The sequence below is a fragment of the Pseudoalteromonas sp. S2893 genome (assembly GCF_005887105.1).
In the GTDB taxonomy this organism is placed as follows: Bacteria; Pseudomonadota; Gammaproteobacteria; order Enterobacterales; family Alteromonadaceae; genus Pseudoalteromonas; species Pseudoalteromonas atlantica.
Map to the genome: position 1 here is coordinate 62,653 of NZ_PNCY01000017.1, position 17,756 is coordinate 80,408.

Consider the following 17,756-nt stretch of genomic DNA (forward strand, 5'->3'; position numbering starts at 1 on the left):
CTTTATAAGACTTCAACAGTGGAGTATCCACCACTTTTTTTACTTACATGTACTTGCGTGGCTACGCGTTCACTCATTTCACTCACATGCGATATAACCCCTACTTTACGGCCTTGTGCTTGTAATGAGTCGAGTGCGTCCATAGCAACGCTGAGTGTTTCGCTATCTAACGTACCAAACCCTTCGTCAATAAACAAAGAGTTGATTTGCACTTTGTTTGAAGAAAGCGATGCAAGCCCTAATGCCAGTGCTAGTGATACTAAAAAAGATTCACCACCAGAGAGCGTATTAACAGAGCGTTGTTCGTCGGCCATATCGCGGTCAATAATGGCAATATCAAGCGATTGTGCAATGGCAGTGAGCTCGTAGCGTTTATTGAGGGTTTTTAAATGGCTGTTAGCATAATGCAGCAATATTTTAAGGGTTTGTGTTTGCGCTAAATTACGCATGGTTTTACCGGTTGCATCCCCTAATACTTTATTAAGCACGTGCCACTGCTCAACCTGCTTTTTAAGGGTAGCAAGTTCAGCGTGTTTGCCTTTAAGTGCTGTGGCGTTTTGATTGTGTTGCTCAAGCGCGGTATTAGTGCCAAGCAAACTATTTTGTAGCTCAGTTTGCTCATTGGCTAAGGTCGTTTCTTGCTCTGCTAATTGGCTTTCGCTTTTTTCGGGCTTGTTAGTATTTTGGTGATCTGTTTGCGCCTTTTGCTGTTGCTTAAGCGCTGCATTTGCGTCTGTAAGTGCTGCTAAACGCTGCTCAAACTGCATTAATTGCTCTTTTATTTGCTCACTAGTCAGTGTTAGTAAAATAGCGATCTGTTCGTGATTTGCCTCGCTATATTGCGCTTTAAAGCCGCTAAACCAGGCATTGTAGCGCTCTTCAAGTGTGCTTTGCTCTTGAGTTTGCTCTGCCAAGCGCTGCTCAATGTTTTTGAGTGTTATAGCGTGCTCATCGCGTTTTTTAATTGCGCTGTCGTGGGCTTGTTGGCTTGTATGTAACGCCTTTTGGCACTGCTCAAGCTGCGCATTAAGTTTTGCTTGGTAATCATCGGCACTTAATGGCTCGTTGTTAAATAAAGCAAGGCGCTCTGTGCGTGTGGTGTTTTGCAGTTGTTGCGCTTTGGCTAAATCGTCTTTTAAAACTTTAAGCGCTTGCTCACTTCTAGCAATTAACGGTGTGAGTTGCTGTAATTGCTGATTAGCGCTGTCTATTTGTTTTTGACTTTGTTCAAGCTGAACCTGTGTTTGCTGGTACTGCTCAACCTGCTGGCTTAAATCGCTCATATTAAGCGTGTTGTTTTGCAATTGCTGCCAAAAGTCACTGTGCTCAAACTGTGCATTAAGGGTGCTGGTAAGCTCGTTAACTTGCGTATTTAGCTCTGCATGTTTAGTGTTTATTTGGCCAAGCTTATTGGTTAATTCAACATGCTGATTATGCAATTGCTGCTGTGTATGTTGCTCGGTTTTTAAGTTACTTATTAGCTGATTTACTTTTTCTTGCAGAGCTGTTTGCTGTTTTTGCGATTCAAAATAGTGCGACTTTTGACTGCTGAGCTGGGCGTATGTTTCATCAAGCTGCTGTGCTGTTAAGTCGTTAAGCTCTGTACGTGCCCCTTGCATTGTTGTTTTAATTTCTAGCTGCTTTGCCTGTGCACTCTGTATAGCTTGGCTGTATTGAGCGTGCTCAGTGACAAGTACAGCATGTTGAGTTTGGTGCTGATGCAGCTTAGCTTGGGCGCTATCGTGTTGCTGCTTAGCTTGGTTATAACTTGTTTCAAAATCGGCTATTAGGTTATTTAATTGCGGGTTTTGGCTGCTTTCATACGGGTGCTCTTTTGCCCCGCACACTACACATGGCTCGTTAGGGGTAAGCTGCGTGCGTAAATGCTCTACGTTTTCGCTGGCACGCAGGCGAGCTTGATTTAATGCGTATTCACTGTGTTTAAGTGCTTGCTCGCACGAGGCTAAGCTTTGTTGCAATGTTGTTTGCGTTTGCTCACTGTGTACAAGCTTGGCCGCAACCGCCGCTTGTTGTTGCGTGCTGTGTTTTATTTCTTGATTAAACTGCTGGTAGCGCAAGCGCTGATCTTTTAAATACTCAATATTTTTAAGTTTGCTATCGCATTGTTCAATATTAAATTGGCGTTGTTGCTCACTTAGCTGGTTAAGATCTTTTTGTTTATGCGCAAGTTGTTGCTCTTGCAACTCTACTTTTTTAGTTTGCTCTGCTAACAGCGCCGCTTGTTTAGTTTGCTCTTCTAACAGCTGTTGGTTTTGCAAAGCGGTTGCCTTTATTTGCTCATTGGCACTTAAATATGTATTAAAGCTATGTTGGTAATAATTCCAATCATTAGCCAATGGTTTAAGCTGCGTGTACTCGTTTAGCCACGTTTGATACCCAGTGCTGAGTTTTGTTGCCTCATCGAGTGCATGTTGGCTTTGCGTGTACTGCGTTTGTAATTCGCTAAGTTGCTGCTGCTCTTTTTCGCTTTGCTGAGTCAGGCTTGTAATAGTTTGTGCGTGTATAGCAAGTTGGCTGTCGAGCTCGCGGGCTTTTGCAATAATTGGCTCTGCCGTTTGCTTTTGCTCTTGCGCTGTTTTTAACTCGCTTTGCTTTGTTGTAAGTGTTGCGGCCTGCTCTTTTATAAGCGCAGCATGGTCAATCGCTTTTAAATCGCTTATTTGCTTACTAAGTGCGTTGTTTTGCGCCGTTAAGTACTCATGACGTTTGCGGTTGTCTTTTATTTCAAGGGCGCTTTGTGCTTGTTTAGCTTGCTCACTTTGCTTTGCTATTGCATCAAGCTGTTGTTGTGCGTGTTGTTGCTGCTTTATTGCGTGTTCTAGTGCCTGCGATAAGCTAGCTGCTTGCTTATACCAATTTAAGTTTTGCTCTGTTGCTGCATGCGTTTTTTTAGTTTGCTCAATTTTTTTAAGTAACTCATCGCGCTGGGTTTGTTTAGCACTTAATTCGTCATCGCTTAACAAGGTGTAGCTTGCAAGGCTTGCATTAAGTAATTCATATTGATCTTTTAGCGCTTTATTACGCTCAAAAATACGTTTACCAATTAAGCTAAATTTATCGGTGCCGGTTAAACACTCTAAAAGTTGTGCGCGTTCATCGCCTGTGGCTTTTAAAAAGGCTGCAAACTCGTGCTGTGCTAATAATACCGCACGCGAAAACTGATCAAAGCTTAGCCCTATTTTGTTTTCTACTTCTTTTATAGTTTGGCTTTTATCGGCTATTAGGGTTTCATCGGGCAAGGTTAGTAACGTATGCTCAGCCACTTTTAACTTGCCTGTTGCCTTTTTGTGGGTACGGGTAATAACGTAGCGTGCGCGGTATAATTGTTTGTCTTGGCCAACAAAATCAACTTCAGTAAAGCCTTCCCATTTGCCTCTGCGCAGTAAGTTACGCGCATCGTTTAGCTTTATACTGTCGCCGTTAAAATCAATTAAGTTGCCTTTATCGCCTTTTAAGCGTGCTGTTTTAGTATAAAGCGCTAAACAAATAGCATCTAAAAAGGTGCTTTTACCTGCGCCTGTGTCGCCAGTTATTGCAAATAAACCAGCGTCTTTTAGTGGAGCTTGAGTAAAGTCGATTTCGGCATCGACTATTGAGGCTAAATTATGAATACGAACTGCGGTTATTTTCATAGTTGCTCTTGCTCCGTCAGCTCACTTATTACATCGTTTAACAGTGTTTTTAGCTCATCTGGTACAGCTTGGCCGGCCATATCTTTGTCGTTTGCAAAGGCTTGTTCTAATAAGTTTAATGGGTTGAGCATTTCAATTTCGCTTAAATCTTCAAATACGGCGCTGTTATCGCTTGTTATGGTTTGTTCTCGTACCCGCTCAATGCCGCAAAATTTTACGTGTTTACCCTCAAGTGCTTGCTCTATTTGTTCTCTAAAGGTGGTGTCGGTATCACTTGATTTAAGTTTTACGCGTAAATAAGGGGCAATAGTATGTTGTGATGTATCGAGCGCTTTAATTTGCTCACATAAGTCGCTTAATGGCACGCACTCCCCTTTTGGTAAAATAATTACTTCAGCAGAACGTGGAATGTAAAGGGGGTTTACAGAGGTGCTAATAGTTTGTTTTTCATCACTTTTAAATTCTACTACATTAACTTGGTGTGTGTACTTACGCTCTGAAAAAGACATAGGAATAGGCGTACCGCTGTAACGAATAACGTCTTTTTTAGCGACTTGCTGCGCTTTGTGTAAATGCCCCAATGCTACGTAGTCCGCCTTGTTACCAAATACACTGGCCGAAATAGACTCCTCCCCACCAATCACTAAATTACGTTCTGAGTCACTTGAAATATCACCGCCTTTGGCATGTAAGTGCCCCATTACAATTAATGGCGAATTTTGCGCGTTAATGCTATAGGCGTGATCAAGTGCAAGCTTATAGGCTTTTTCAACGCCTTGTGCGTAACTAGGGCCGTTTTTAGTATGACTAAGTGAACTTATATCGCTGGTACGTAAAAAAGGCATAGCGACGATTACAGCGCGTTTATTTTGCGTATTTATTTCAATCACGGTATTGGCTGGGTCGGTTACTTCAAAGCGCCCCACTACATGGGTGTCAAACTGAGCAAGTAAGGGCTGCGCTGCTAATATACGATTTGCTGAGTCGTGGTTGCCGGCAATAATAACAACATGCAATTGCGGACAACGCTTTTTAGCATCTTTTATAAATTGGTAAAGTTGGTTTTCGGCGCTGGCACTGGGTGTGGCTGTATGATAAATGTCGCCTGCAACTAAAAGTATATCTATGTGTTGCTCTACGAGGGTGCTAAGTAGCCAAGTAAAAAATGCAGCGTGCTCATCACGGCGGTCATGTTCATAAAATTGTTGGCCTAGGTGCCAATCTGAGGTGTGGAGAACTTTCATATCGCGCTCTTAAAAAACCATAAGAGCGCCAATATACCCAAGGCAAGTAAAGATGCAAGCCTCGGGAGGGCTTTAGTTTAGGTAAAACTATATATAGCAATAATAATGACAGGAAGCGCTAACAAAGCCATACCTAGCGGCATTTTTAAACTTTTAGTTTGCTTTGCTTGCAGTGCTTTTATGGCATTCGTTTCGTTACAGGCGGCTACTTTATCAATATAAAAATAACCTGAGTCTAGATACTGCTTACAACTTTGCTGATTTGCTGGAATGGCTATTAGCTCTTGTTGTTTTTTTAGGATATAAAAATCCATACACCCACCACATTGCTTACTGGTAATAAGTACATATTTGAGAATAATTGTAACGATTTTATTATGCTCAAATAAAAAAAGTGGGCGATTTTAAATATAAAATGCACTAAATATCAACCTAAAATTTCACTATTTTTAATTTATCGTATAAATAGTTAATATTAGTGAGATCACGGCAATATTTGCGCCAATTATTAGCCACTTTTTACTGTTTTTTTGTTCAGTAGATAGGCGTTTTAGTGCATCTTGCTTATTGCATGCCGACACCACATTAACATACGAATATTGGTCTGATTCGTAGCGCTCTAGTAAGTCTTTATCAGCAGGGATAGCTTCGAGCTGATGATCTTTTTTTACAATGTAAAATTTCATATCGGGCTCCTTTAGTTTAAATATGCTGCGTAATTTGTATTGAACCTGAACGCATTAAAGCCGTGTAAACACTGCTAACGCTATAAATTTAAGCTAAATTTAAACAACATATTTTTGCACCTTAATTTAATCCTAAGCTAATGGCATGAATTAGGCCTGAACCCTTATAAATACTGTGTTTGTACCTTAATTAATACACATCAACTAGCTGTAAAGTGTAAACCCCCTTTACAGTTTTAAAAGCGGCTTAATTTACTGATTCAAAAACCATGTTAAAACAACGTGAATATTACCGTGTTTAATGGGCGGTTGGTCGCTAATTAATTGAACAAAAATAGTAACTTTGTCAAAGTACGCTCACAAAATTCCACTAGGACTCATAATGAAAAAAACAGTTCTTACGCTAAGCGCGTTTGTGTTGCCTTTGGCAATGTCGAGCGCTGTGTTAGCGTCATCCGTTGAGCAAACTAAAGGCTCATTCGTTGATAAGTTTCGCCAGTTAGACGAAGCGCTTCCTACCCCAAATGTTTATCGTAGTGCCGCAGGTGAGCCAGGCGAAAAATACTGGCAGCAACGTGTTAATTACGACATAGATGTAAAGCTTGATGAAAAAAAGCGCCGCTTAACAGCAAGCCAAAGCATTGAGTATAAAAATAACTCGCCGCATACACTTAAATATTTGTGGTTACAGTTAGATCAAAATATTTTTAAAAGCGACTCAATTGCCGAAACCACAAAAACGTTTAAAAGCACGCTAAATAGTTTACCTGCGCAAAAGCCGGCTAAATTAAGTTTAGGTGAGCTACGTCGTCAACAATTTATGAGCGACAACGAGTTAGGCTATACAATTAGCAATGTAAAAGATGACAATGGCGATGAACTGCGGGTTACTGTTGTTGATACGCTAATGCGTATAGATTTAAACGAGCCGCTAAAACCAGGCAAAGAAGCTGAGTTTAGTATGAACTTTGCTTTTAACATTGTTGAAGAAGATGCCGTAGGTGCGCGTTCTGGTTACGAGCACTTTGAAGAAGATGGCAACGATATATTTTTACTTGCGCAGTGGTTTCCGCGTTTAGCAGCGTACACCGATTACGAAGCATGGACAAACAAGCCGTTTTTAGGCCGAGGTGAGTTTACGCTTGAGTTTGGTGATTATGATGTAGAAATTACTGTACCTGCTGATCATATTGTATCGGCAACAGGTAAGTTAGATAACGCAAGCAAAGTGCTTACACGCACGCAGCGTAACCGCTTAGAAAAAGCTGAAACAGCAAAACGCCCTGTATTTATTGTTACTGAAGAAGAAGCGTTAGAAAACGAAAAACAAGGTACCGATAAAACAAAAACGTGGCACTTTAAAGCAGAAAATGTGCGTGACTTTGCGTGGGCGTCGTCGCGTAAATTTATGTGGGATGCAAAGGGCTATCAGCAAGGTGGCGATGAACAACCTTTAGTGATGGCTATGTCGTTTTACCCTAAAGAGGGTGGCGATTTATGGAAAAAGTATTCAACTGAATCTGTAGTACATACAATGGAAGTGTACTCTCGCTATTCATTTGACTACCCATACCCTGTAGCGCAATCGGTAAATGGCCCAGTAGGTGGTATGGAATACCCAATGATCACTTTTAATGGCCCCCGTACAGAGCTACAAGATGATGGCTCGCGCACTTATTCTCAAGCTGAAAAACGCTTTTTAATTGGTGTGGTTATTCATGAAGTTGGCCATATTTACTTCCCTATGATTGTAAACTCTGATGAGCGCCAATGGACCTGGATGGATGAAGGTTTAAATAGCTTTTTAGATGGTGTTGCAGGGCGTGAATGGGACCCAACTATACCGTGGGGTGTTGAGCCGCGCGATATTGTAAGCTACATGAAATCGCAAAACCAAGTACCTATTATGACGCAGTCAGACAGCGTACTACGTTTAGGTCCTAATGCTTATACTAAACCAGCTGCGGCACTTAATATATTACGTGAAGTTATTTTAGGCCGTGACTTATTCGACTTTGCTTTTAAAGAGTACGCACAGCGCTGGAAATACAAGCGCCCTACTCCAGCAGATTTTTTCCGTACGATGGAAGAAGCCTCGGGTGTTGATTTAGATTGGTTTTGGCGCGGTTGGTTTTACAGCACCGACCATGTAGATATCTCGTTAGATAAAGTGTATCAATTACGTTTAGATACTAAAAACCCTGATATTGACTTTAAACGCTTACGCGATATAGAAGCAGACAAACCAACATCACTATTTGTTAAGCGCAACCGTGAAGAAGGTAAACAAACTTGGGTTGAAAAAAATCCAGATATTACCGACTTTTACGACGAAAACGACCGCTTTACTGTTACCAATAAAGAACGTAACGCGTACAACAAGTTTTTAAAAGGCTTAGAGCCGTGGGAGCGTAAAACGCTAGATCGCGCGCTTGAAGAAGATAAAAACTACTATGTAATGGAGTTTTCAAATCTAGGTGGCTTGGTAATGCCTATTTTATTAGAGCTAACCTATGAAGATGGCACAACCGAAGAGCGTTACATTCCGGCTGAAATTTGGCGCCGTAATCACAAAAATGTACAAAAGCTTATTGTGACAGATAAAAATAAGCCATTGGTATCGGTGAGCGTTGACCCTCGCTGGGAAACAGCTGATGTAGATGTTGAGAACAACAACTACCCTCGTCGTATTATTCCTTCACGTATTGAAGTGTATAAAAAGAAAAAGAGTAAAGCGAAAGTAAGTCGAGATATTATGCAAGACATTAAAACTGAGCTTAAAAAAGACGAGAAAAAAGATGGTGAGGAGCAACAATAATGCGCTTTTTGCTTATTATTGTTTGCCTTTTAGTTGCTGCGCCAAGTATGGCGCATCAACTAAAGTCATCGGTTACTACGGTGCTTTTTAATAAACGTACTAACAATATTGAGCTTATGCATCGCTTTTATTTACATGATACTGAGCATGCTGTAGCGCATTTATTTAATGGAAAAGCCGATATCATTAGCAACAAGGCCGACCAACAACGTTTTGTAGAGTATGTTGAGTCGCATGTTGCGCTGCAAACCTTAAAGGGTAAGCCATTAACGCTTAGCCAAGTAGGTGCGCAAATTGATGGAAAGTTTTTTTGGGTGTATCAAGAAGCTCCTATCCCAAAAGGGATTGAAGGCATAAAAATGAGTAACGGCGCACTGCGTGACTTATGGCCTTCTCAAGTAAATATGGTAAACGTAGAAGGTAAAGGCAAGATTAAAACCCTTCACTTTACCCAAAACGATACCTGGCTCGAGGCTAAGTTCGAGCAATAAGTACTTCCCCAACCTACGCGCACTGCAGTTTATGTGCGCGTATTCTCCTTTTGTTTATGCTGTGTTCATTTTTGATCTGTTATTACTAGCCGTTCGTAGAATTTTAGTAATTAATTGGTGTTTATAAGGCTAAGTAATAGATAAGTGAATACTTTTCTAATAATTTGTTTGATAAACATTTGCTAAATTATTCTCATGAAGTAGAGTCATTATGTGTACACATGTTGTATTGATTTTTACCCCATTCAAGGAATGATATGAAAGCTCAAGTAGAGGCTATTCAAGGAGTTATATTTGATTTAGACGGCACGTTAGTATCGTCTGAGTTAGATTTCTCTCTTATAAAAGCACAAATAGGTTGCCCATGCGAGCAAGACCTACTTGATTATATTGCCCAGCTTCCATCGCCCTACATGCGTGAAGAAGCGATGAATATAGTGCATCAGCACGAGCTGCAAGACGCTCAGTTTGCCACTATATTGCCAGGCGTAACCGAAGCCGTTAACGCCCTTAAAGTTAAAAATATTCCTATGGCTATTGTTACCCGCAATTTTGATAAAGCGGCAGCCATAAAGCTACAAAATAACCCGCTACCTATCGAAACGGTATTAACCCGTAGTGATGCTCCAGCCAAACCCGATCCCAGTGCCTTAAATGCAATTGCCACGCTTTGGAATATAAACGCCAGCAACTTGTTATACGTAGGGGATTTTTTATACGACATTCAAGCAGCACATAATGCAAATATGCGCGCTTGTTTGTACGCGCCAAACGCGGTGCCTATTTATGCCGACCAAGCTGATTACGTTTTACGTGAATTTACCGAGCTAGTTACTTTAGTCGAAAGTTACTCACAAAAAGTAGAGTTATGTTAAATAGCGCTCAACTTTTATTTTTGTGTAATTACTCCTGTATTATTTGCATAGGCTCGTCCTTATTTATTTAGCAAATAGGTTGTTTTAAATTCAGTTTGTAAAGTTCAACAGACCCTAGCCCAATAGGGTTTGAATTGGTAAAATATGGCAAAATTAACGTATTGATTAGAGGCACAAGATGGGCAGAGCATTTGAAGTCCGTAAGAGCTCGATGGCTAAAACAGCCAACGCAAAAACTAAAGTTAACTCAAAGTACGGTAAAGAAATTTATGTTGCCGCTAAAAATGGCGAACCAGACCCCGATGTCAATCAATCACTGCGTCGTCTAATTGAAAAAGCAAAAAAAGACCAGGTTCCTGCTCACGTAATAGAAAAAGCAATTGAAAAAGCAGCCGGTGGGGCAGGGGAAGATTATTCTCCCGCACGATACGAAGGCTATGGCCCGGGTAACTGCATGGTTATTGTTGATTGCTTAACCGACAACCCAAACCGTACAATTAAAGATGTACGTTTACCGTTTACCAAAACAGATTCAAAAATTGGTACTCCGGGCTGTGTTGCACATATGTTTGATCACCTTGCTGTACTTGGTTTTTCCGGTGACGATGACGAAGTGGTACTTGAAGCACTAATGATGGCCGATGTTGATGTAACCGACGTTGAAGTTGAAAATGGTAAAGTGTCGGTATTTGCACCCCATACTGAGTACTATAAAGCGAAAACAGCACTTGAGGAAAACTTTGAAGGGATTAACTTTGAAGTAGATGAAATTACGTTTGTTCCGCAAGTGCATGTAGAGATTGAAGATGAAGAAGTTATTGCTAATTTTGACAAGTTCATCAATATGCTTGAAGACTGTGATGACGTTCAAAACGTGTATCACAATGCAATAATTAAAAATTAATTTAGCGCTAGGTTCAGTGAGCACTAAATAAATAACGGTACTAGGGCGTGTTGACCTTTGGCGCTTGAATTTGCAGCAGTATGTTTGGTTTTTAGGCAAGGTAGAGCCTATGAAGTGTGGTTATTCCCCATAAATAGGCGATAACGTAGCATAAATGCCAAACATACGCTGCCCTTTTGGGTTCTGCCTAGGGGCGATAAACTCTTTGTTGCCTACATGGATGTAGGTAAGGGGCGTGAGCAGGACGCGGAAGCTTTGCTCGGTTTTTACTTAGCCCACTAGGTTACAAACCTCGCGCCGCGACTTGATCGCCCCTAGGTTGAACAAATTTCAATCTGTAAAGATCAACACGCCCTAATAAACAAAAAGCGCGTTTTGTGTAGGCAAAACGCGCTTTTTTGCTGTTAAACTAATGTTAACTATTCAGCTAGGTTATGGTGTTTTGCTTTATATTTTAAGCGGTAACTGTGTAATAGGGGCTCGGTGTAGCCACTTGGCTGCTTAGCACCTTCTAATACAAGTGCTAAAGCGGCTTGATAAGCAATACTATTTTTAAGTGACTCTTCGCTTTGTGCCATTGGCTTATACGCACTGTCGTGCTCATTTTGGCCATCAACCACTTTAGCCATTTTAGCCATGATCGACTCTATTTGTTGTTGAGTACACACCCCATGCTGTAGCCAATTTGCCATATGTTGACTTGAAATACGCAAGGTTGCTCTGTCTTCCATTAAGCCTATGTGGTTAATATCAGGCACTTTTGAGCAGCCAATACCTTGGTCTATCCAGCGTACTACATAGCCTAAAATGCCTTGTGCATTGTTCTCAAGCTCACTTTGAATATCTTCTTTACTGAGCGTTTGCGGCTGTGCCATTAAAGGCGGTGTAAGTAAATCAGTAAGGCTTGCCATGCCTCGTTTGGCAATTTCTTTTTGCTCGGTAAATACATCTACATCGTGATAATGCATAGCGTGCAAAGTGGCTGCGGTAGGCGAGGGCACCCACGCGGTATTAGCGCCAGATTGCACATGAGCAAGCTTTTGCTCCATCATTAGTGCCATTTTATCTGGCATAGGCCACATACCTTTACCTATTTGTGCTTTACCGCTTAGGCCGCAGGCAAGGCCTGTATCAACGTTACGGTCTTCGTATGCTTTGATCCACGGCTGAGCTTTAATAGCGGCTTTTGGCAAAGCGACCCCTGCGTGCATAGAGGTATGAATTTCATCGCCCGTGCGGTCTAAAAAGCCAGTATTTATAAACACCGCGCGCGCTTTGGCTGCGTGTATACAGGCTTTTAAATTTACTGAAGTACGGCGCTCTTCATCCATAATCCCCATTTTTAGGGTGTTTTTTGGCAAGCTAAGTGCTTCTTCTACCATGCTAAAAAGCGTATTTGTAAAAGCAACTTCTTCAGGGCCATGCATTTTGGGTTTTACAATATTGATGCTTTGCGCACTGGTGTTTTTAATGCCTGTTTTTTTATTTAAATCGTGCAGGGCTGCGGTTGCGCTAAACATCGCATCCATAATGCCTTCAAATACGGGTTGGCCGTAAATGTCGGTAATAGCAGGGTTTGTCATTAAGTGACCTACATTACGGACAAACATCATGCTGCGGCCTTTAAGCGTAAGGCTGCTGCCATCAAGGGCGGTATATTGCCTATCGCTTTGTAAAGTACGCTCTATGGTTTTATCGCCTTTTTTAAACGATTCAACCAAGTTACCTTGCATTAAACCCAGCCAGTTTTTGTAAACTTGTACTTTATCCTCGGCATCTACTGCGGCAACAGAGTCTTCGCAATCCATAATGGTTGTTAGTGCAGCTTCAAGCAAAACATCTTTTAACCCTGCTTTGTCGGCTTGGCCGATAGGGTGGTGATGGTCTATTTGCAGCTCTACATGCAGGCCATTGTTTTTTAATAAAATAGCACTTGGGTTTTGCGCCTCGCCTTGGTAGCCAATAAGTTGCTCAGGTTTTTTTAATTGAGTATGCGAGCTGTCTCTTAGGGTGATAGACAAGGCGCCTTCAACAATTGAGTAGTTGGTGCTTTCTATGTGTGAGCCATTTTTAAGGGGCAGGGCCTTATCTAAAAACTGGCGCGCATACGCCATTACTTTAAAACCACGAACCGGATTATACGTAGTGCCTTTTTCAGCGCCGTCGTCTTCACTTAATACGTCGGTGCCGTACAGCGCATCGTATAACGAACCCCAGCGCGCGTTAGCCGCATTAAGCGCAAAACGTGCGTTGCTAACAGGCACAACAAGCTGAGGGCCTGCGCTGAGTGCTATTTCGGGCTCTACATTTTGGGTTTCAATGGCAAAGTCTGCAGGCTCTGGTACTAGGTAGCCAATGTCTGTTAAAAACGCTTGGTACTGCGCGCTATCCCACGTTTTATTTGTTTTATGGTAGTCATCTATTTGTTGTTGTAGCTGCTCGCGCTTAGCTAAAAGGGCATTATTTTGCGGGGTTAGCGTTTGTACTATGTTTGCAAAGCTTTGCCAAAATTGCTGCTCAGATAAATGAGTGCCTGGGAGTAGCTGTGTTTTTACAAAGTTGGCCAGCTGTGTATCTACGCTTAGCCCTGAGTGTGTGAGAGTGTGTGCCATATTTACCTTCCTTAAACGGTCGCGGTGTTGTTGTGTGCGTTAAAGCAACAATAACGCAAAAAAGGCTCAGTGCGTGCTTTTTAGCCATTCACAAAAAATATAGCGGTAATAACAACTATAAATTTACTAAATCTAAAAAATAAGCCTAATGTTGAATTAAGCGATACGGAGCACACACTCCTAGCCACTCTCACAATAATTTAAATAATTTATAGACCCGTTCGAAGGACTTTATTATGACAACATACACACGTGAAACCGATACTCTAGCAACACTTTGCCAATCTCAAGGTAGCGCATGGAAAGCCATTAACCCTGAATATGCAAGCCGCATGCGTTTACAAAACCGTTTTCGTACGGGGATTGAAATTGCACAATACACCGCAGATGTAATGCGTGAAGATATGGCCGCTTACGATAAAGACACTAGCCAATACACACAGTCTTTAGGTTGTTGGCATGGTTTTACTGCGCAACAAATGATGATGGCAATAAAGCGTCATCAAAAAACAACTAAGCGCAGTTATGTTTACTTAAGTGGTTGGATGGTTGCTGCACTTCGCTCTGCATTTGGCCCGTTACCGGATCAAAGCATGCACGAAAAAACCTCAGTGCCTGCGCTTATTGAAGAGATTTATACATTTTTAAAACAAGCCGATGCCCGTGAACTAGACCACTTATTTAATGATCTAGACGAAGCGAAAGCCAATGGCGGCGATGTACAAGCGGTGCTTGATAAAATTGATAATTTTGAGACGCATGTAGTGCCTATTATTGCCGATATTGATGCTGGTTTTGGTAACGAAGAAGCAACCTACCTACTTGCTAAAAAGATGATTGAAGCAGGTGCGTGTGCCATTCAAATAGAAAACCAAGTGTCTGACGCTAAGCAATGTGGTCACCAAGCAGGTAAAGTAACTGTACCGCACGAAGATTTTTTAGCAAAAATTAATGCTGTACGTTACGCGTTTTTAGAACTCGGTATTGATAACGGTATTATTGTTGCGCGTACCGACTCATTAGGTGCAAGCCTTACGCAAAAAGTGCCTGTGTCTCAAACGCCAGGGGACTTAGCTAGCCAGTACAACGCGTTTTTAGAAACCACACCTATTAACGGTGTAGATGATTTAAACGAAGGCGATACGGCAATGAAAATTAATGGCCAATTATGTAAGCCAACGCGTTTAGAAAACGGTTTATACCAGTTCCGCGAAGGCACTGAAAAAGACCGCGTAGTACTCGATTGTGTAACAAGCTTACAATCGGGCGCTGATTTATTGTGGATTGAAACCGAAAAACCACATGTTAAACAAATTGCAGAGCTAGTTAACCGCGTTAAAGAGCAAGTACCTGATGCTAAGCTTGTTTATAACAATTCACCGTCATTCAACTGGACGCTTAAGTTCCGTGAGCAAGTGTACCAAGAGTGGCAAGAAGCGGGTCGCGATTTGAGCGCTTACCCAAGCCTAGGTGATAATAAAGGCCTAATGGCGCCAGAAATGGACGATACAGAGCTTGCTGCCGAAGCGGATGTACTAGTGCAAAACTTCCAGCGCGATGGTGCACGTGAAGCGGGTATTTTCCATCACTTAATTACACTGCCTACATACCATACGGCTGCACTAAGCACCGATATTTTATCAGAAGGTTACTTTGGTGATATGGGCATGCTTGCATATGTACGTGATGTACAACGCCAAGAAATTCGCCGCGAACAAGCCTCAGTTAAGCACCAAGATTTAGCTGGGTCTAATATTGGTGATACGCACAAAGAGTACTTCTCTGGTGAAAACGCACTTAAAGCCGGTGGTGAAGATAACACCATGAACCAGTTTTAACTTTTCTAGATAGTGTTACTCAAGGGCCGTAAGGCCCTTTTTTTGTTGTATTAATATAAATCTGACTCGGTTGAATTTAGTTTGGATCACAATTTAACTAGGTAGATATTAAGTGCAGTTATATGGCTGCTTTTTTACTGTAAAGCCGCTTTAAAGTGCAAAATCCGCCTTTTAAAAGGCTATTTTTAGCTGTTTTACTAAGTATAAGTAAAATAATAAACCGAAATTTTACTAACCTGGTACCTTTATAAAACAATTTTTTACTAACTGAGTGCTTATAAACAGTGGCTCAAACCGATTTTTTACCAACTCAAACGATTAAAATTACAATAAACCGAAATTTTACTAACTGAAAAACGCCTAAGTCCGATATGGAAAAACTCAAAGCTGTAAAGGGGGTTTACAGTTTGGCATTAATTAACCTAAGCGTTGGTAATTACAAAAATAGCCACTTAGGTGTGGCTATTTTTAAACCTAAACACGGAGCTTATTTTTTGTTTGAGTGTTTATCAAACCACCATTGAATGTAGGCAACCTTGGTCATTAAGTTAGAAGGGCGCGCCGTAATACCGTGTGATGCATTAGGAATACGCACCATAGCAGTATCAACACCTTGCAGCTTAAGGGCTTGGTAAAACTGCTCAGTTTCAGAAATAGGGGTACGGTAATCTGCCTCCCCTGTTAAAAGCATAGTGGGCGTTGTTACGTTACCTACATAGCTAATAGGTGAGCGTCTCATATAGTGCTCAATATGGTCCCAAGGTTTACCAGGGAACCAGTAATCGGCAAAAAATGGATAAAAATCGGCAGTTAGTACAAAGCTGATCCAATTAATAACGGGTTTAGCCACCACTGCTGCTGCAAACCTGTCGGTGTGCCCTACAATCCATGCGGTTAATACACCGCCGCCAGAGCCACCGGTTACAAATAATTTAGACTCATCAATAAAGCCTTTCGCTATTAGTGCATCAACGCCGGTCATTAAATCGTCAAAATCGTTACTTGGGTAATTATGATGAATTGTTTGGGCAAACGTTTTACCGTATGAGTCACTGCCTCGTGGGTTCATGTATAAAACCACATTCCCTTTGGCTGCAAACAATTGCACCTCGGTACTAAAGTGAGGACCATAATTGGCCACAGGGCCGCCATGAATTTCTAAAACAAGAGGGTATTTTTTTGATTTATCAAACCCAGGTGGGTATGCAATCCAACCTTGAATTGGCAGCTGGTCGTGGCTCGATTTAAGCCAAATTTCTTCTACGTTGGCAAGTTCTTTATCGTCTAACGCATCGGCATTGAGTGTAGTGAGGCGACGAGCTTTGCCTCGTTTTATAGTGGCTATATCTGCAGGGCGCTGAGTATCGGCAAGTGTAAAAGCAATTTCGCCATCTTCGCTTACATCAAAATCGCCGCCCGAATAAGGACGACCAAACGCAACGCTACCTATTTGCTCGGTGAGCACTTTACGCTTACCACTGCGTGGTTGGTAGGCAAGGGCGGTTTGGCCTTCGTCTGCGTAGCTAAAGTAAACTCCTTTTGAATCGGCACTCCATTTAATTTGCCCCACACTTCTATCAAAATTAGGGGTTAGGCTTTTTGTATCGCCCGTTTTTAAATCACGAATATAAAGCTGCGTGTTTTCGTAATTGGTGCGTTTATCATCATACCCTGTAAAGGCTAGGTAGCGCCCATCGGGAGATACTTTAGGTTGTTGGTCAGGGCCGTTTCTATTGGTAATGGCAGCAATTTTTAAGGTGCTTAAATTAAGCTGGTATATTTCACTATTAGTGGGCTTTAGTTGATTTTGCTCATGCCGATTGGCCGAAAAATAAAGGCTATTGCCGTTTTTACTAAAGCTTACTTCGCCGGCGTTATTAAACTCATCGTGTGTGAGCTGCTTTGCATTGCCGCCATTTGCATCTATTGCAAATAATTGGCTAAAACCTTTTTGGCTATAACCGCCTCCGTCGGCACGGTAGTATACATCGTCTATAAATTTTGCTGGCTCTGCCCATGTAGCGCCTTTAGGCTTGCCAGGTAAGTTAACAGGTGGTGCACTGCTACTTGGTACAAACATACTAAAAATAAGCTGCTGAGAGTCGGGATGCCAGGTAATTGCGCGTGGGCTGCTGGTTAGGTTACTAATTTTTGCTACAGCACCTGTTTTAAGCCACTTCATATAAATTTGGCTGCTGCCATCGCGGTTAGATATAAATGCAAGGCGTTGCCCATCTGGCGATAGTACCGGGGAGTGATCCATATGCACGCCCGAGGTAAGCGGTTGCAGTTGTTTAGTTTTATAATCAACTGACCAAATATTACTGACTTTACGGTCCGTTTTTATATCCATACGGTTACGTACAAAGTACACCGTTTTACCATCGTCTGTTATATCAATTTGATTGGCGTATTCAAGATTAAACACATCTTGTAGCTGTAATATGTTGTCCTTTGCAAAAGCTAACTGGCTACTACCAAGTAATAAACTGCTACTTAAACTAAGTGCTAAAAGCGTCTTCATTTGTATTCCCTGTTGTGGTTTTTGTATATGTAGTTATATGTCAGTAGGGAAGGGATGAAAAGCGCGATGCGGTGAATCTGTAATTTAATACCTGTTTAAGTAAAACATGGT

At 41.6% G+C, this 17,756-nt stretch carries 11 protein-coding genes; 5 read left to right on the forward strand and 6 right to left on the reverse strand.

Annotated features, from left to right (window positions below):
* Positions 1–2: 2 nt before the first annotated feature.
* The 4 genes from CWC04_RS11110 to CWC04_RS11125 form a co-directional block, all read right to left on the reverse strand.
* On the reverse strand, positions 3–3,653 hold the full coding sequence (locus CWC04_RS11110; RefSeq protein WP_138685452.1) for an AAA family ATPase: 3,651 nt from the start codon (positions 3,651–3,653) through the stop codon (positions 3–5).
* Positions 3,650–4,897 carry an exonuclease SbcCD subunit D gene (locus tag CWC04_RS11115; RefSeq protein ID WP_138685453.1) on the reverse strand — a complete coding sequence of 416 codons (1,248 nt, stop codon included), beginning with the start codon at positions 4,895–4,897 and terminating at the stop codon, positions 3,650–3,652. Before CWC04_RS11115 ends, CWC04_RS11110 begins: the two co-directional genes overlap by 4 nt.
* Before the next feature lie 77 nt (positions 4,898–4,974).
* On the reverse strand, positions 4,975–5,211 hold the full coding sequence (locus tag CWC04_RS11120) for a hypothetical protein (protein ID WP_004588266.1): 237 nt from the start codon (positions 5,209–5,211) through the stop codon (positions 4,975–4,977).
* Between the two features lie 135 nt (positions 5,212–5,346).
* Positions 5,347–5,583: a hypothetical protein gene (locus CWC04_RS11125; RefSeq protein ID WP_138685454.1), complete on the reverse strand. Its 237-nt coding sequence runs from the start codon at positions 5,581–5,583 to the stop codon at positions 5,347–5,349.
* A 382-nt stretch (positions 5,584–5,965) separates the two neighbouring features.
* Here CWC04_RS11125 and CWC04_RS11130 point away from each other — a divergent pair, with 382 nt between their 5' ends.
* From CWC04_RS11130 to CWC04_RS11145, 4 genes are all read left to right on the forward strand, one after another.
* Positions 5,966–8,401, forward strand: coding sequence for a M1 family metallopeptidase (locus tag CWC04_RS11130; RefSeq protein ID WP_024032997.1), 2,436 nt, complete (start codon positions 5,966–5,968; stop codon positions 8,399–8,401).
* Entirely contained in the window at positions 8,401–8,892 is a 492-nt protein-coding gene (locus CWC04_RS11135; protein ID WP_004588263.1) for a DUF6702 family protein, read from the forward strand. The genes CWC04_RS11130 and CWC04_RS11135 overlap by 1 nt, the downstream gene beginning before the upstream one ends.
* Positions 8,893–9,149: 257 nt before the next feature.
* Positions 9,150–9,767, forward strand: a complete 618-nt coding sequence (locus tag CWC04_RS11140) for an HAD family hydrolase (protein WP_004588262.1) — start codon at positions 9,150–9,152, stop codon at positions 9,765–9,767.
* Between the two features lie 178 nt (positions 9,768–9,945).
* Positions 9,946–10,671, forward strand: a complete 726-nt coding sequence (locus CWC04_RS11145; RefSeq protein WP_138685455.1) for a YebC/PmpR family DNA-binding transcriptional regulator — start codon at positions 9,946–9,948, stop codon at positions 10,669–10,671.
* Positions 10,672–11,090: 419 nt separating this feature from the next.
* Here CWC04_RS11145 and CWC04_RS11150 read toward each other — a convergent pair whose 3' ends face one another.
* Positions 11,091–13,283, reverse strand: coding sequence for a malate synthase G (locus tag CWC04_RS11150; protein ID WP_138685456.1), 2,193 nt, complete (start codon positions 13,281–13,283; stop codon positions 11,091–11,093).
* Positions 13,284–13,519: 236 nt separating this feature from the next.
* On the opposite strand from CWC04_RS11150, the gene CWC04_RS11155 reads away from it, so the two are divergent.
* Positions 13,520–15,121 (forward strand): isocitrate lyase, encoded by a 1,602-nt coding sequence (locus CWC04_RS11155; RefSeq protein WP_004587182.1) that lies wholly within the window; start codon positions 13,520–13,522, stop codon positions 15,119–15,121.
* Between the two features lie 487 nt (positions 15,122–15,608).
* Here CWC04_RS11155 and CWC04_RS11160 read toward each other — a convergent pair whose 3' ends face one another.
* Positions 15,609–17,645, reverse strand: coding sequence for a S9 family peptidase (locus tag CWC04_RS11160; protein ID WP_138685457.1), 2,037 nt, complete (start codon positions 17,643–17,645; stop codon positions 15,609–15,611).
* Between the last annotated feature and the right edge of the window lie 111 nt (positions 17,646–17,756).

Coding starts and splice junctions, on each gene's coding strand:
- CWC04_RS11150 (WP_138685456.1), bottom strand. CDS start 13,283: ATGGCACACACTCTCACACACTCAGGGCTAAGCGTAGATACACAGCTG.
- CWC04_RS11155 (WP_004587182.1), top strand. CDS start 13,520: ATGACAACATACACACGTGAAACCGATACTCTAGCAACACTTTGCCAA.
- CWC04_RS11125 (WP_138685454.1), bottom strand. CDS start 5,583: ATGAAATTTTACATTGTAAAAAAAGATCATCAGCTCGAAGCTATCCCT.
- CWC04_RS11140 (WP_004588262.1), top strand. CDS start 9,150: ATGAAAGCTCAAGTAGAGGCTATTCAAGGAGTTATATTTGATTTAGAC.
- CWC04_RS11135 (WP_004588263.1), top strand. CDS start 8,401: ATGCGCTTTTTGCTTATTATTGTTTGCCTTTTAGTTGCTGCGCCAAGT.
- CWC04_RS11110 (WP_138685452.1), bottom strand. CDS start 3,653: ATGAAAATAACCGCAGTTCGTATTCATAATTTAGCCTCAATAGTCGAT.
- CWC04_RS11130 (WP_024032997.1), top strand. CDS start 5,966: ATGAAAAAAACAGTTCTTACGCTAAGCGCGTTTGTGTTGCCTTTGGCA.
- CWC04_RS11160 (WP_138685457.1), bottom strand. CDS start 17,645: ATGAAGACGCTTTTAGCACTTAGTTTAAGTAGCAGTTTATTACTTGGT.
- CWC04_RS11120 (WP_004588266.1), bottom strand. CDS start 5,211: ATGGATTTTTATATCCTAAAAAAACAACAAGAGCTAATAGCCATTCCA.
- CWC04_RS11115 (WP_138685453.1), bottom strand. CDS start 4,897: ATGAAAGTTCTCCACACCTCAGATTGGCACCTAGGCCAACAATTTTAT.
- CWC04_RS11145 (WP_138685455.1), top strand. CDS start 9,946: ATGGGCAGAGCATTTGAAGTCCGTAAGAGCTCGATGGCTAAAACAGCC.